At 69.1% G+C, this 15558-nt stretch carries 13 protein-coding genes and 3 pseudogenes; 4 read left to right on the top strand and 12 right to left on the bottom strand.

What is annotated here, in order from left to right:
- Nucleotides 1-4 precede the first annotated feature (4 nt).
- Together Pme01_RS22610 and Pme01_RS22605 are read right to left on the bottom strand one after the other, a co-directional pair.
- On the bottom strand, nt 5-1063 hold the full coding sequence (locus tag Pme01_RS22610; RefSeq protein WP_168113979.1) for an aspartate-semialdehyde dehydrogenase: 1059 nt from the start codon (nt 1061-1063) through the stop codon (nt 5-7).
- Nucleotides 1064-1068: 5 nt separating this feature from the next.
- The gene (locus tag Pme01_RS22605; protein WP_168113978.1) at nt 1069-2334 is read right to left on the bottom strand and encodes an aspartate kinase; all 1266 of its coding nucleotides are present in this window, start codon (nt 2332-2334) and stop codon (nt 1069-1071) included.
- 162 nt (nt 2335-2496) lie between these two features.
- Between Pme01_RS22605 and Pme01_RS22600 the strand changes: the two genes are divergently transcribed.
- The 4 genes and pseudogenes from Pme01_RS22600 to Pme01_RS22585 form a co-directional block, all read left to right on the top strand.
- Nucleotides 2497-3237 (top strand): hypothetical protein, encoded by a 741-nt coding sequence (locus Pme01_RS22600; protein ID WP_168113977.1) that lies wholly within the window; start codon nt 2497-2499, stop codon nt 3235-3237.
- A 287-nt stretch (nt 3238-3524) separates the two neighbouring features.
- Complete coding sequence (gene leuA / locus Pme01_RS22595; protein WP_203935809.1) at nt 3525-5255, top strand: 2-isopropylmalate synthase; 1731 nt, start codon at nt 3525-3527, stop codon at nt 5253-5255.
- 168 nt (nt 5256-5423) lie between these two features.
- Nucleotides 5424-6101 carry an HNH endonuclease family protein gene (locus Pme01_RS22590; RefSeq protein WP_168113975.1) on the top strand — a complete coding sequence of 226 codons (678 nt, stop codon included), beginning with the start codon at nt 5424-5426 and terminating at the stop codon, nt 6099-6101.
- A pseudogene (locus Pme01_RS22585) lies at nt 6050-6307 on the top strand (hypothetical protein); the annotation flags it as partial. The gene Pme01_RS22590 and the pseudogene Pme01_RS22585, both read left to right, overlap by 52 nt.
- Nucleotides 6308-6360: 53 nt before the next feature.
- Here Pme01_RS22585 and Pme01_RS22580 read toward each other — a convergent pair.
- The 10 genes and pseudogenes from Pme01_RS22580 to Pme01_RS22535 all read right to left on the bottom strand — a co-directional run.
- Nucleotides 6361-7477, bottom strand: a pseudogene (locus tag Pme01_RS22580) (ABC transporter ATP-binding protein).
- A gap of 26 nt (nt 7478-7503) precedes the next feature.
- Complete coding sequence (locus tag Pme01_RS22575) at nt 7504-8580, bottom strand: ABC transporter ATP-binding protein (RefSeq protein WP_168113974.1); 1077 nt, start codon at nt 8578-8580, stop codon at nt 7504-7506.
- An 11-nt stretch (nt 8581-8591) separates the two neighbouring features.
- Nucleotides 8592-9593 carry an ABC transporter permease gene (locus tag Pme01_RS22570; protein ID WP_168113973.1) on the bottom strand — a complete coding sequence of 334 codons (1002 nt, stop codon included), beginning with the start codon at nt 9591-9593 and terminating at the stop codon, nt 8592-8594.
- Between the two features lie 106 nt (nt 9594-9699).
- Entirely contained in the window at nt 9700-11457 is a 1758-nt protein-coding gene (locus Pme01_RS22565; RefSeq protein ID WP_239088397.1) for an ABC transporter substrate-binding protein, read from the bottom strand.
- 98 nt (nt 11458-11555) lie between these two features.
- Complete coding sequence (locus tag Pme01_RS22560) at nt 11556-12530, bottom strand: ABC transporter permease (protein WP_308441104.1); 975 nt, start codon at nt 12528-12530, stop codon at nt 11556-11558.
- A 407-nt stretch (nt 12531-12937) separates the two neighbouring features.
- On the bottom strand, nt 12938-13531 hold the full coding sequence (gene recR, locus Pme01_RS22555; protein ID WP_168113970.1) for a recombination mediator RecR: 594 nt from the start codon (nt 13529-13531) through the stop codon (nt 12938-12940).
- 7 nt (nt 13532-13538) lie between these two features.
- The gene (locus tag Pme01_RS22550) at nt 13539-13862 is read right to left on the bottom strand and encodes a YbaB/EbfC family nucleoid-associated protein (RefSeq protein WP_168113969.1); all 324 of its coding nucleotides are present in this window, start codon (nt 13860-13862) and stop codon (nt 13539-13541) included.
- Between the two features lie 34 nt (nt 13863-13896).
- Nucleotides 13897-14313, bottom strand: coding sequence for a GNAT family N-acetyltransferase (locus Pme01_RS22545; protein ID WP_168113968.1), 417 nt, complete (start codon nt 14311-14313; stop codon nt 13897-13899).
- A gap of 19 nt (nt 14314-14332) precedes the next feature.
- Nucleotides 14333-15433 (bottom strand): hypothetical protein, encoded by a 1101-nt coding sequence (locus Pme01_RS22540; RefSeq protein WP_203935808.1) that lies wholly within the window; start codon nt 15431-15433, stop codon nt 14333-14335.
- A pseudogene (locus Pme01_RS22535) lies at nt 15348-15558 on the bottom strand (hypothetical protein); the annotation flags it as partial. The pseudogene Pme01_RS22535 and the gene Pme01_RS22540, both read right to left, overlap by 86 nt.

Here is a 15558-nt window from a genome sequence, read left to right as displayed (position 1 = left end):
GCGCCTAGCGGGTGAGCTCGGCCGCCAGTAGTTCGGCGATCTGCGCGGTGTTCAGCGCCGCACCCTTGCGCAGGTTGTCGCCGGTCACGAACAGGTCCAGCGCACGGGGGTCGTCCAGCGAGCGCCGGATCCGCCCGACCCAGGACGGGTCGGTGCCGACCGCGTCGATCGGCATCGGGAACTCGCCGGCCGCCGGGTCGTCCACGAGGATCACCCCGGGCGCGTTCTGCAGCACCTCGCGTGCGCCCTCCGCGTCCACCTCCGAGCCGAACACGGCGTGCACCGCGACCGAGTGCCCGGTCACCACGGGTACGCGTACGCACGTCGCCGAGACCTTCAGGTCCGGCAGACCCAGGATCTTGCGCGACTCGTTGCGCATCTTCAGCTCTTCGCTGGACCAGCCGGCGTCCCGCAGCGACCCGGCCCACGGCACCACGTTGAGCGCGAGCGGTGCCGGGAACGGGCCCAGGTCGTCACCGACGGCCTGGCGCACGTTGCCGGAGCGGGAGCCGAGCGTACGGTCGCCGCTGATCTTGTCGATCTGGCCCAGCAGCGTGTCGACGCCGACCTTGCCCGCGCCCGAGACCGCCTGGTAGCTGGCGAGCACCAGCTCCTTGAGCCCGTACTCGCGGTGCAGGGGTGCGATCGCGATGATCATGGCGAGCGTCGTGCAGTTGGCGTTGGCGATGATGCCCTTCGGCCGGTTGCGCACCTGCTGCGGGTTGATCTCCGGCACCACCAGCGGCACGTCCGGGTCCATCCGGAACGCGCCGGAGTTGTCGACGGCGACCGCGCCGTACTTGGCCGCCATCGGCGCCCACTCCGCTGACACCTCGTCGGGCACGTCGAACATGGCGACGTCGACGCCCTCGAAGGCCTCCGGCCCCAGCCCCCGGACGGTCAGCTCCTCACCCCGGACCACCATGGTCCGGCCGGCCGAGCGCTCGGAGGCGACGAGCCGGATCTCACCCCACACGTTCTTGCGCGAGGACAGCAGGTCGCACATGACGGTGCCGACCGCGCCGGTCGCGCCGACCACGGCCAGGGTGGGCAGTGGGCGCACGAAGGTCACCTCCCGGTCCCGGCGTAAACGACCGCCTCCTCGTCACCACCGAGTTCGAACGCGTCGTGGACGGCGCGGACGGCGACATCGAGGTCGGTGTCGCGGCACACCACCGAGACCCGGATCTCCGACGTCGAGATCATTTCGATGTTCACCCCGGCGTCGGCCAGGCAGGCGAAGAAGGTGGCCGCCACGCCCGGGTGGGAGCGCATCCCTGCGCCGATGAGCGAGACCTTGCCGATGTGGTCGTCGTACAGCAGGCCCTTGAAGCCGATCTTCTCCTGCACCTTGCCCAGCGCCGCCATCGCGGTCGGGCCGTCGGTCTTGGGCAGCGTGAACGAGATGTCGGTACGTCCGGTGGCCTCGGTCGAGACGTTCTGCACGATCATGTCGATGTTGCTCTCGGCGCTCGCGACGGTCTCGAAGACCCGCGCGGCGACGCCCGGCTCGTCAGGCACCCCGACGATCGTGATCTTCGCCTCGCTCCGGTCGTGGGCAACACCGGTGATCATTGCCTGTTCCACGGGAAGGTCCTCCATTGAGCCGGTCACCATCGTGCCAGGGTTGTTCGAGTACGAGGAGCGCACGTGGATCGGGATCCCGAACCGCCGCGCGTACTCCACACAGCGAAGCATGAGCACCTTGGCGCCGCACGCCGCCAGCTCGAGCATCTCCTCGTAAGTGATCTCTTTGATGTGCCGGGCGTTGGGCACGATCCGCGGGTCGGCGGTGAAGACGCCGTCGACGTCGGTGTAGATCTCGCAGACGTCGGCGTGCAGCGCCGCGGCGAGCGCGACGGCGGTCGTGTCGCTGCCGCCCCGGCCGAGCGTCGTGATGTCCTTGGTGTCCTGCGAGACGCCCTGGAAGCCGGCGACGATGGCGATCGCGCCCTCGTCCAGCGCGACGCGCAGCCGGCCGGGGGTGACGTCGATGATCCGGGCTCGGCCGTGGGTCGACGTGGTGAGCACGCCGGCCTGCGAACCCGTGTACGAACGGGCCTCGTACCCGAGGTTGTGGATCGCCATCGCCAGCAGCGCCATGGAGATCCGCTCCCCGGAGGTGAGCAGCATGTCCAGCTCGCGGCCCGGAGGCAGCGGGCTGACCTGGTGGGCGAGGTCGAGCAGTTCGTCGGTCGTGTCTCCCATCGCGGAGACGACGACCACGACCTCGTTGCCGGCCTTGCGGGTGGCGACGATCCGCTCGGCGACCCGCTTGATCCGCTCCGCGGTCGCCACTGACGAGCCACCGTACTTCTGGACGACCAGCGCCACGTCGGTCAGCTCCCTTCAAACGTGCCGACGCCGCCGGTGATCTCCCTCGGCGATGAGGACAGGCCGGCGGCGCACATGGGACTGTCCGAGCGTACCGGCGCCCGTGACCTGCCGGGAGTGGCGTTCCCACCATCCGACCCAGGATCACGCGAGAATGGCCCGATGCGCCGCCTCAAGGCTTCGATCCCCGTACTCGCGCTGGCGGCATTCGTCATCTCCGGATGCTCCGGCTCCTCGCCCCAGCCCGCGTCCGCCGCGGGCGACCCGGCTTCGTCATCCATCCCACCTCTCGACGCGCGTACCCAGCTGGCCGGCCTCGTGGCCACCGCCAAGGATCGCCATTTCACCGCCGGATACACCTTCACGCAGACCGGCCACCCGGCCCGGACCGTCACGGTCACGCTGGCGGCGGACGGCTCCTGGCGGGTCGACGTACCGGGCGGCGCCCTGGGCGGCCAGGCCAATCTCGCCGTCGCCGGCAACCGCGACGGTCTCTACCAGTGCCGACTGTCCGGCGCGAGCCCGACCTGTGTCAAGGCCACCGCCGGTACGCTGCCCGCCTGGGCCGATCCCCAGGTGCACCACCCGTTCGTCGACTGGCTGGACCCGCTCACCGACGGGCAGGCCGCGATCTCGGTGGCGGCCGCGCCGCTGCTGAACGGGGCCCGCGGCTCCTGTTTCTCGGTCGAGGCCAACACGGCGTCGCTCGCGGCGCCGGTCGAACCCGGTGTCTACTGCTACGACGTCGACGGCACCCTCACCGGGTTGAAGGTCGGCTTCGGCACGCTCGTCCTGGCCACCCCGGCGGCGCCGGCGCCCCCGACCGCCGCCCTACCGGGGCCGGTCACCGGCGGTTCCCCGCTCCCGGTCGGCGCCGCCGCCACGACCACCCCGACCCCCTGATTTCCCACGAGCTGAGATCCACTCCCACTTTTGCCCACGCTGAACACCCTGACCAGCGCTGATGTGACCAACGGGTCACCCCGAAAGCTCTGACAGCGGTGCCGGACGTCAGGTACGGTGTCAGCGTCATGTGGCAGGCGCTCCTTCTTCCGTGCCGCGGCGAGGCCCCATCCGGCCGGCACCTCGTCGCGGAGTGCACGCGCGCCACCGCCTGAGAGCCGGGCGCAGCCGGTCGATCCCCTCTCGTTCGGATCGTCCCCCGACCCATGACACCCGGGAGCACTTTCATGCCTGATGACGTATCGACCACCGCTGACCCCTTTGCGCACCAGCGGCCGAGCCGCATGCCCGCCCATCGCTACCAGCCGTACCACCAGCAGTTCTCCGTCGACCTGTCGGACCGGCAGTGGCCGGCCCGCCACATCGAGTCCGCGCCCCGCTGGTGCGCGGTCGACCTGCGCGACGGCAACCAGGCGCTGATCGACCCGATGTCCGTCGAACGCAAGCGGCGGATGTTCAACCTGCTGGTCTCGATGGGGTACAAGGAGATCGAGGTCGGCTTCCCGTCGGCCAGCCAGACCGACTACGACTTCGTCCGCCTGCTCATCGAGCAGGACATGATCCCGGACGACGTCACGATCCAGGTGCTGGTCCAGTGCCGGGACCACCTGATCGAACGGACCTTCGAGTCGCTGCGGGGCGCGAAGCGCGCGATCGTGCACTTCTACAACTCGACCTCGACGCTGCAGCGCCGCGTGGTGTTCGGCCTGGACAAGGCCGGTATCACCGACATCGCGACCAGCGGCGCCCGGCTGTGCCAGAAGTACGCCGAGGCGATCACGCCGGACACCGAGATCTTCTACGAGTACTCGCCGGAGTCCTACACCGGCACCGAACTGGACTACGCCCTCGAGGTGTGCAGCGCGGTCATCGACGTGCTGCAGCCCACTCCGGACCGGCCGCTGATCATCAACCTGCCGGCCACCGTCGAGATGGCCACCCCCAACGTGTACGCCGACTCCATCGAGTGGATGTCGCGCAACCTCCCGCACCGCGAGTCCGTGATCCTGTCGCTGCACCCGCACAACGACCGGGGTACCGCGGTGGCCGCCACCGAGCTGGGACTGCTGGCCGGCGCCGACCGGGTCGAGGGTTGCCTTTTCGGCAACGGCGAGCGCACCGGCAACGTGGACCTGGTCACGCTGGGCCTGAACCTGTTCAGCCAGGGCGTCGACCCGCAGATCGACTTCTCCGACATCGACGAGATCAAGCGCACCGTCGAGTACTGCAACCAGCTGCCCGTACACGAGCGGCACCCGTACGCCGGTGACCTGGTCTACACCGCGTTCTCCGGCTCCCACCAGGACGCCATCAAGAAGGGCCTCGAAGCGCTGCAGCGTTCCGCGGACGACGCGGGGATTTCGATCGGTGACTGCGAATGGGGGGTTCCGTACTTGCCCATCGACCCCAAGGACGTCGGCCGCTCGTACGAGGCCGTCATCCGGGTCAACTCGCAGTCGGGCAAGGGCGGCGTGGCGTACATCATGAAGGCCGAGCACCAGCTCGACCTGCCGCGCCGGCTGCAGGTCGAATTCTCCGGCGTGGTGCAGCGCCACGCCGACGGCGAGGGCGGCGAGGTCGACCCGCAGCAGATGTGGGACATCTTCGCCGGTGAGTTCCTGAAGCCGGGCCGGCTCGCGCTGTGCGACTACAGCAGCGCGACGGTCGACGACAAGGTCGAGGTCTCCGTCGTCATCGAGCTCAACGGCGCACGGCACTCACTGGACGGCCGCGGCAACGGCCCGATCGACGCGTTCGTCAACGCGCTGTCCGGCGTGGACCTCGACGTCCGGGTGCTCGACTACGCCGAGCACGCGCTCACGGCCGGCGAGAACGCCCAGGCCGCCGCGTACGTGGAGTGCTCGGTCGGCGGCCAGGCGTACTGGGGCGTCGGGGTGGACGCGAACATCCTCACCGCCTCGCTGCGGGCCGTGATCAGCGCGGTCAACCGCGCCTGACGGTCACAACTCCAGGAAGTCGTGGTCTCGGGGCACCCCTGAGGCCACGACTTTCGCGGACGTTGTCAAGATCATCAATAACAGGCAATCAATAGTGTCGAAGTTGTGACGAATACGGCGCCGTGTCGTGCTGGTCGTAACGAGTACCCCTCGTCCACATTGGCGGTTATGCACGCCCCTCGTCTCCTCCCCGCCGTCCTGACCCTCGCCGCCGCCCTGGCAACCGCCGGCTGCGTCCAGACCGGCTCCACGACAGCCCCGACCACCGACCCCTCCCGGGCCCAGCGCGAACTCGCCGGGCTGACCGTGGCCGCCCCGCACTCGATGGCCGGCTACAGCCGGGACCGTTTCCCCCACTGGAGCCAGCAGGGCAACGGTTGCGACACCCGCGAGTACGTCCTCAAGCGCGACGGCAGGTCGGTACAGACCAGCCAGGCGTGCAAGGCCACCAGCGGACAGTGGCTCAGCCGGTACGACAACAAGACCGTCAGCGACGCGAACGCGCTCGACATCGACCACATGGTCCCGCTCGCGAACGCCTGGCGTTCGGGCGCCGACACCTGGGACGACGACAAACGGTCCCAGTTCGCCAACGACATCACCCGCCCGCAACTCTTCGCCGTTTCGGCGAGCGTCAACCGGGCAAAAGGTGACCAGGACCCGTCGCAGTGGAAGCCGCCGTACCGCGGGTACTGGTGCGAGTACGCCCAGAACTGGGTAACCGTGAAGCGGTCCTGGCAATTGACCGTGACCGAAGCGGAGAAGTCGGCACTCATCGATATGTTGGGAACGTGTCAGTGGCAGAGCAGCGGACAACCGACATCAAGCCCGGCCCCGGCGGCGTGATGACCGACGAGGTCGGCGTCGTCACCGGCGACCTGACCCTGCGCACGGAGCTGGACGACTCCGGCAACGCGGTGCTGCGGGTGCAGTACAAGGACTCGGCGGAGTGGTACACGGTCACCGGCGGCAAGGCCAAGCTGGCCGACCCGACGGACCTCGACGCGGTACACAGCGTGGCGGTCGGCCTGCTCAACCGCCCCGAGGGCTGAAGGGAGCCGGCCCGGGCACCCGCACGCGGCGCCCGGGCCGGCTCCCTTCAGGGCTACAGCGCCGGCTCTGCCGTGGTGTCCGGCGGGATCTCGGCCGCCGCCTGCTGGGCCTGCATCCGGCCCTGCGGCGTGCGCTCCACCTCGGTCACCGGGAAGTGGCACGCCACCTGGTGCCCGGACGCCAGTTCCCGCAGCGGCGGCACCTCCTGGGCGCACTTGTCCTGCGCCTTCCAGCACCGGGTACGGAACCGGCAACCCGACGGCGGGTCGATCGGGCTGGGCACGTCCCCGGTGAGCAGGACCCGTTCGCGCTGGGCGCGGTCCCGGCGGGCCGGGTCGGGTACCGGCACCGCGGACATCAACGCCAGCGTGTACGGGTGGAACGGGCTGAGGTACAGCGAGTCCCGGTCGGCCACCTCGACGATCTTGCCCAGGTACATCACCGCCACCCGGTCGGAGATGTGCCGGACCACCGACAGGTCGTGGGCGATGAACATGTACGTCAGGTTCAGTTCGCGCTGGAGGTCGTCGAGCAGGTTGACCACCTGGGCCTGGATCGACACGTCCAGCGCGGAGACCGGCTCGTCGGCCACGATCAGCTTCGGCTTGAGCGCGAGCGCGCGGGCGATGCCGATGCGCTGGCGCTGGCCGCCGGAGAACTCGTGCGGGTACCGGTTGTAGTGCTCCGGGTTGAGCCCGACGAGCTCCAGCAGCTCCTGTACCGCACGCTTGAGCCCCTGCGGGGTCGGCATGTTCTGTACCCGCAGCGGCGCGCCGACGATGGTGCCGACGGTGTGCCGCGGGTTCAGCGACGAGTACGGGTCCTGGAAGATCATCTGAACGTCGCGCCGCAGCTCGCGCATCTGGCCCGCCGACAGGTGGGTGATGTCACGGCCGTCGAACACGACCTTCCCCCCCGGTCGGCTCCAGCAGCCGGGTGACCAGCCGCCCGGTCGTCGACTTGCCGCAGCCGGACTCACCGACCACGCCGAGCGTCTCGCCGGCCCGTACCGAGAAGTCGATGCCGTCGACCGCGCGTACGGCGCCGACCGTGCGCCGGACGAAGGCACCACGGGTGATGGGGAAGTGTTTCTCCAGCCCGCTCACCTCGAGCAGGTTGTCGGTTGCCGGGCGGGTCGCGGCGCGCTCGGTCTGGGTACTGCTTGCCACAGGGTGCTCCTTCGAACGATCCGCGGTCACAGCGCCGGGGCGATGTCTTCGGAGAAGATCCGCTGACGTTTCGCCGGTGGGATGTGGCACGCGACGCCGTGGTCACTGCCCTCGGCCAGGGTCGGGATCTCGGTACGGCAGGGGATGCCGTCCAGGCCCACGTAGGGGCAGCGCGGATGGAACGAGCACCCGCTCGGCAGGTTGATCAGGCTTGGCGGGGTGCCCTTGACCGGGATGAGCCGGTCGCGTACCTCCCGGTCGACGCGCGGCATCGAGCCGAGCAGCCCCCACGCGTACGGGTGCTCCGGCCGGCGGAAGATCGTCTCGGCGGTGCCGTACTCGACGGACTTGCCGCCGTACATCACGAGGATGTCGTCGGCCAGCTCGGCAACGACGCCCAGGTCGTGAGTGATCATGATGACCGCGGACTGGAACTCCTCCTGCAGATCCCGGATCAGGTCGAGGATCTGCGCCTGCACGGTCACGTCGAGCGCGGTGGTGGGCTCGTCGGCGATGAGCAGTTCGGGGTTGTTGACCAGGGCCATGGCGATCATGGCGCGCTGGCGCATACCGCCCGAGAACTGGTGCGGGTAGTCGTCCACCCGCCGCGCCGGCTGCGGGATGCCGACCCGGCCGAGCATGTCGATCGCGTGCTGGCGGGCGGCCTTCTTGGACACCTTGTTGTGTACCCGGTACGCCTCGACGATCTGCGCCCCGACCGTGAAGTACGGGTGCATGGCGGTCAACGGATCCTGGAAGATCATCGCCATCCGCTGGCCGCGCAGGCTCCGCACCCGCTCGGCCGACGCGCCGATCAGTTCCTCGCCGTCGAGCCAGACCTCACCGGACACCCGCGTCCCGCCCAGCCGGTGCAGGCCGAGGATGCCCAGGCTGGTCACGCTCTTACCGGAGCCGGACTCGCCGACGATGCCGAGGGTCTTACCCCGGTCCAGGCTGAACGACAGGCCGTCCACCGCCTTGACCAGACCGTCGTCGGTCGGGAAGTGGATGCGCAGGTCGCGGACGTCGAGGAAGGCCCGCGGCGGGGTCGCCCCGGAGCCACCGGAGCCCGGCTGTCCACTGACAAGTACATCGGTCGCCATGTCCACCCCTTTCATGAAATCCGAACGCGTGGGTCGATCACGGCGTAGAAGATGTCGACGAGGAAGTTCGCGATGACAATGAATAGCGCGCCGAAGAGGGTGACGCCCAGTACGACCGGCAGGTCCTTGGTGCTGACCGCGTCGATCGAGAGGCGACCGATACCCGGCAGGCCGAAGACCGACTCGGTAAGGATCGCGCCGCCGAGCAGCTGGCCGAGGTCGAGGCCGAAGACGGTGACGATCGGGGTCAGGACGGACCGCATGGCGTGCTTGCCGATGACCGACCGCTCGCGCAGGCCCTTGGCCCGGGCGGTACGGATGTAGTCCTCGCTGGCCGTCTCGAGCATCTGCGCGCGGGTCAGCCGGGCGTACGTGGCGGCGTAGAGCAGCGCGAGGGTGACCCAGCCGAGGAACAGCTTGTTGGCCCAGCCGAACGGGTCGTCGGCGAAGTTGATGTACTCGCCGCCCTTGAACCAGTGCAGGTCGTGCACGAACCAGAGTTGGGCGAGCAGGCCGGTGAAGTAGATCGGTAACGAGACACCGGCCAACGCAATGATCATCATTGTCCGGTCGAGGATCGATCCTCGGCGCAGCGCGGAGATCACTCCGGCGAGCACGCCGCCGAGGAGCCAGATGACCGCGGCACCGACCGCCAGGGAGATGGTCACCGGCAACCGGTCGATCAGCGTGGGCCAGACCGGCCGGTCGTTGCGGAAGGAGTAGCCGAAGCAGGGCGCCGGGCAGTGGTTGACGTTCGTGCCGCTGGCGAACTCGCGGCCGACGAAGATGCCCTTCACGAAACGCCCGTACTGCACGTAGATCGGCTGGTCGAGGCCGAGCTTGCGCGCGGTGGCCGCCACGTCGGCCGGGGTTGCCGACTTGCCGACGTACAGCTCGGCCGGGTTGGTGCCGGCGAGCTTCGGGACCATGAAGAACACGCCGAACGTGACCACCGAGATGATGATCAGCAGGACGACCGAGGTCACCACCCGGCGAAGGATGAAATTGATCACGTTATCGGCCTCGCGCCGGCCGACACCGCGGGATTGCCGCGGCGCCGGCCGGCGCGGTGGCCTTCACCTGCCTTCTACTACTCGCAGCGAGGGGTAGGGGTCCGGCTTACTTGCCGTCGCTGAGGCCCAGCGAACCGAAGCTCCACATGCCGTAGTACTGCCATACGAAGACGTTGGTCAGCCTGGGGTTGCGGTAGTTCAGCGCCTTGTCGTAGACGAACGGGAGCTGGGTGGCGGTGTCCATCACCTTGGCGTTGATCTGGCCCCAGATCTCGGCGGCCTTCTTCGGGTCCGACTCGGCCATGGCCTTGTCGATCAGAGAGTTGATCTCCGGGTCGTTGATCTCGCCGTAGTTGTTGTTACCGCTCGGCTGGATCTTGCGACCGTCGACGAGTACCTGCAGGAAGCCGGTACCGGTCGGGAAGTCCGCGCCCCAGCCGGCGGTCATGATGCCGTAGCCCTTGGCGTGCACGTTGTCGGGCGAGCCGATGGTCGACCGGAAGTACAGCGACGCGTCACCCATGTCGATGCTGGCCTTGATGCCGACGGCGGCGAGGGCCTGCTGCAGCGCCTCGGCGCTCTTGGGCTCCTTGCCCTTGTTGCGGACCGCGATCTTGGTCTCGAAGCCGTCCGGCTTACCGCAGAGCTTCAGCTCTTCCTTGGCCTTCTCGACCTGCGGCTTGCCGCTCTTGGTGTTGAACGGGTCGAGCTTCGGGTCGTGACCGCCGATGTTCGGGGGCAGCATGTTGGTGGCGATGTCACCACCGGCGTCCGCACCACCGCGCGCGGTCTGCAGGGCCACCTTGTCGGCGGCGTACTGCACGGCCTTGCGGCAGTGGATGTTGTCGAACGGCGGGACCTTGCTGCTGATCGTGAAGTACCGGATGAAGCCGGTGTTCGGCTCGTCGGCGTTCTTCTTCAGGTTCGAGTCGAGCAGGATCTTCGCCTGCGCCGCCGACTGCACACCGACCTGGGCGAAGTCGAGGTCGAGCGTGCCGTCGAGCAGCTGCTTGTCGATCTCGTCCGGGTTCATCTGAAGCGTCATCTCGATCCGGTCCGGCAGCGCCTTGCGGATCGGGTCGGTCGACTGGTCCCAGTTGGGGTTGCGGACCATGACGACCTTCTTGCCCGGGTCGAAGGTCTCGAACTTGTACGGGCCGGTGGAGATCACGTGCTCGGTGTACTTCTCACCGGTGTCCTTGGCCTGCGGCACCGCACCCGGGAGCATCGGAAGGAGGAACGGGAAGTCCGCGAACGGCTTCGCCAGCTTGAAGATGATCGTGCTGTCGTCCGGCGTCTGGACCGACTTCAGCCCCAGCTTCTGCGGATCGGTGTCCTTGTACGGGCCGGGGTAGTTCTGGCCCTGGTCCAGCTGGTCGACGATGTAGGTCGGACCGCCCGAGAGCACGTCCTGCGCGAAGCTGCGCTCGACGGCGTACTTGACGTCCTTGGACGTGATCGGCGTGCCGTCCTCGAACTTCACGCCCTTGCGGAGCTTGAAGGTGTAGGTCAGCTTGTCCGCGCTGATCTCCGGCAGGGCCTCCGCCAGGTCGGGCTTGAGGACCAGGCCGTCCTTGCCCGGCTTCGGGTCGGGGGTGAGCAGCGTCCGGTTGTACACCGACATGAAGTTCTGGCCGGCCGCGTAGTAGATCCGGGTCGGGTCGAACGAGTCGACGTCCGAGTAGTACCCGAGCCGCAGCGTGCCGCCCTTCTTGTCGGAGGCGTTCACGATACCCGTCGAACCGGCGTTGAAGCCGGAGGTGCTCTTCGCACCGCTATCGCTGGACGAGCCGCCGCCGCAGGCGGCCAGCCCGAGAGCGACGGCGACCGTACCGGCCACCACCGCCCCTCTCTTGATCCTCACTAGGTGTTTCCTCCTTGTGTGCCACGGCCCCGACGAGGGTCGGACCGTCCGGGTGGTACTGGAGCGGGGTGGTGGTCGGCGACCCCACATGAGGGTGGTCAGCGGTTGGACTTCGGGTCGAGGGCGTCGCGCAGACCGTCACCGAACAGGTTGAACGCGAGCACGGTGATGAAGATGGCCATACCGGGGATGACCATGTACATCGGGTCGTACTCGTAGAAGTTGACCGCGTCCGAGAGCAGCCGACCCCAGGACGGGGTGGGCGGTGGCACACCGACGCCGAGGAACGACAGCGCCGCCTCGAACAGGATGTTCGTGGGAATGATCAGCGTGCTGTAGACGAGGATCGGTGCCGCGAGGTTCGGCAGCAGCTCGCGGAAGATGATGCGGAAGTTACCGGCGCCGATGCTCCTGGCCGCCTCGATGAACTCCCGCTCGCGCAGGGACAGGGCCTGTCCACGGACGATGCGGCCGATGTAGGGCCAGCTGAAGCCGCCGATGATGAAGACCATGACCGCGATCCGGACGCCCGTGGTCGGCGGCAGCACGGAGATCAGCGCGATCGCGAACAGGATGAGCGGGAAGGCCAGGATCAGATCCATGAACCGGCTGAACAGCGAGTCGACCCAGCCGCCGTAGAAGCCGGCGGTGATGCCGACCACGACCCCGATCACCACCGCCAGCAGCGTGGCGAGCAGCGCGATGAGCAGGGAGGTCTGTGAGCCGTAGATGATCTGGCTGAACAGGTCACGGCCGGTGACCGGCTGCACGCCGAACAGGAACTCCGAGCTGATCCCGCCCCAGGTGCCGACCGGCGGGATGCCGCCGAGGTTCGGGTCGATCTTGTCCTGGTGGTACTCGTTCACCGGGTGACCGAGGAACTTGTTGATGATCGGCGCGAAGATCGCGACCAGGATCAGGAAGATGATGACGCCGCCGCCGGTCAGCGCGACCCGGTCGCGCTTGAGTCGGGTCCAGGCGATGCGGCCGAGCGAACGGCCCTCGATCGCCTTACCGCTCCCGACCGGCGCCTCTTCCCCCGCTGGCGGCGTCACGTCGGTGCTCGATGTCACCGGTCCGAGTGTCATGAACGCCGTGCCCCTCCTCCGACCGCCGCACGGTGCCACAGCGACGACCGGCGTGCGGACAACCCACGCCGGCGAGACCGGGGCCCGTGCAGGCGGCAACCGATCTGGTCGCCCCTTGCGTGGACTCCTGCGGCACTCACCCTAGGACACGCGTACGGCGACCTTGCGGAGAGTGCGCAGACGAAGATAACTCGGTTAGTTCTCTTCGTTGGAGGAACCCTGTCCCCCAGTGTTCCAACCGTCAAGTACGAGCCAGGTTGATGTAACCAACTAAACGCCACACCGTGATGGTGGCGTAATAGGGACTCGGCCGTTCGGTTGCCTCGCACCAACCGAACGGCGACCGTCACCGTGTCCCGTGTCCGGGTAGCGGGCGGGCGGCGGCCCGCACGTCACACCGCTCGCCGGCCCTCGAACGCACGTCCCAGCGTGATCTCGTCGGCGTACTCCAGGTCACCGCCGACCGGCAACCCGCTGGCCAGCCGGGTCACGTGCAGCCCCATCGGCTTCACCAGCAGCGCCAGGTAGGTCGCCGTCGCCTCGCCCTCCGTGTTGGGGTCGGTGGCGAGGATCAACTCCTTCACCTCACCCGAGGACAGGCGGGTCATCAGCTCGCGGACCTTGAGGTTGTCGGGTCCGACGCCCTCCAGCGGGTTGATCGCACCGCCGAGTACGTGGTACCGGCCACGGAACTCGCCCGTACGCTCGATCGCCACCACGTCCTTGGGCTCCTCGACCACGCACAGCACCTCGTTGGTGCGGCGCGGGTCACGGCAGATCCGGCACTGCTCGGACTCGGCGACGTTGTAGCAGGACGTACAGAACTTGACCAGGTCCTTGACCCGCTGCAGCGCGCTGGCGAGCCGCTTCACGTCGACGGCGTCCGCCGACAGGACGTGGAAGGCGATGCGCTGTGCGCTCTTCGGGCCGACCCCTGGTAACCGGCCGAGTTCGTCGATCAGATCCTGGATTGCGCCTTCGTACACGACCTGCCTACATTCCGGGCAGGCCGAGGCCGCCCGCGAGTGGACCCATCTTCTGCTCGGTGAGCGCTCGAGCCTGCTCCGCGGCGTTGTGCAGCGCCGCGACCACCAGGTCCTCGAGCGTCTCGACGTCGTCGGGGTCGACCGCCTTCGGGTCGATCTTGATGCTGGTGACCTCGCCCGTACCGGTCACCGTGACCGTGACGAGGCCACCCCCGGCCGTGCCGGTCAGCTCGGTCTCGGCCAACTGGGCCTGAGCCTCGGCCATCTGCTGCTGCATCTTCTGAGCCTGCTTCATCAGCTGCTGCAGGTTCGGCTGTCCACCGGGGCGCACGGGTTACTCCTTCGCGTCGACTGCGACCGCCAGCCTAGTTGGTCGTGCCGCCGAGGTTACGCGGCGTACGCACCCCCATGCCGGGAATCGCCTGGAGGCCGAACCGCTGGTAGTACTTCACCAGCGGCGGATCGCACAACAGATCGACCGAGTACAGGTGGCCGAGGCGGTCGAGCATCCGGCGCATCAGCTTGGCCCCGACGCCGCGACCGCGGTAGTCGGGCACGACCTCCAGCCAGGGGATGAACGCGGCCACCACACCGTCGGAGAGGGCGTTGACGAAGCCGACGACCCGCTCCCCCACGATCGCGAACTCGACGGCATAGCTGCCGCGCAACGCGTCCTGGAAGGTCGCCTGAGTGGGCGGGGAGGGCCAGCCCTCGAAGAAGTCCTCCACCCGCGGCACGGGCTCGTACCCGTACCCGCTGCGGTAGACGACCTTCTCGCTCATCGTCTCCCGTCCTTCACGCTCATCGTCGTCCGTCGTCGATCTTCTCTGCGCCCAGCGCCTCGGCCAGCAGCCGCAATGCCTGCTCCTCGGTGGACTCGCGGACCACCCGCTCGTCGATGACCTCGTCGGTCGGCTCGTCGCCGGGGTCGAACCCGGGAAACTGCGGGTCGTGTACCGGAGGGTCGTAGTCCGGGTCGTACGGCGGTTCGTCGACGGGGGAAGCGTCTCGCCAGCCGTTCGTCGCCGGTACCGCGCCGGCGCCCGGCTGCCCGGGTGCGGCGGCGGCCGCTGGGGCCGGCCTGGTCGGGCTACCCGCCGCAGACGGCCGCCCCTGGCCCGTGGCGGCCGCCCGCGCGGCAGCGACGGCTGCGGACCGGCCGCTGGTAGACGGGGCGTCGACGGCGGTCCGGGCGGGCGCGGGCGCGCTCACCTGGGCGGATGGCGCCGCAGAGCCGGCTGCGCCGTTCGGCTCCGGCGCGGGGCCGGCAGCCGGGGCAGGGCCTCCGGGACGGGCGGGCGTGGGCCAGTGGTCAGCGGCGGACGCCGAGGCGGACGCACCGCCCGGACGGGCCGGGGTAGGCCAGTCGTCGGCGTCGGCGGTCGCACCTCCCGGACGGGCCGGCGTCGGCCAGCCGTCGTCGCCGTCGTGCCCGGCCGCGCCGGCCTGGGGCCCCGACGGCGTACGGGTGGAGCGGGGCGCCGCGTTCGGGTGCGTCGGCGCGACCGCGCTCACCTGGGCGGGTGGCTTCGCGGAGGCGGGCGCACCGCGAAGGGACCCCGTGCTCCGGGACGCCTGGCCACCCACCTCGCAGCGGATCTGCCAGGTGCCGCCGAACACCTCGCTGATCGCCTGGGTCAGCATGTCGGCCGACCTGGACAGCATCTCGGCGAGGGGACGGCTCTGGAGCAGCAGCACGACGGTGTTGCCCTCGACGTCGCGCACGGTCGCGTCACGCGCGAGCGCCGCGGTGGCCTTCTTCTTGCGCCCGGTGGCGTTGACGATCTCGTTCCACGCGTTTCGGATGGCGACGGCGTCAAGCGCCCCCGGCGCCGGACGCTCCGCCGCCCCCGGCGACGGACGCTCCGCCGCAGCAGGGGCCGCAGCGGCCGCCGGGGCCATGGGGGTAGTCGCCGGTGGCGCTGTTACCGCAGGCGGCGCGGTCGCGGGCGACGGAGGCGGCGCGGTCGCGGGCGACGGAGGCGGCGCGGTCGCGGGCGACGGAGGCGGCGCGGTCGCGGGCGACG

The organism is Planosporangium mesophilum, from assembly GCF_016863255.1.
In the GTDB taxonomy this organism is placed as follows: domain Bacteria; phylum Actinomycetota; class Actinomycetes; order Mycobacteriales; family Micromonosporaceae; genus Planosporangium; species Planosporangium mesophilum.
The sequence above is the reverse complement of the archived record's forward strand: the minus strand, read 5'-3'. Positions and strand labels throughout refer to the sequence as shown.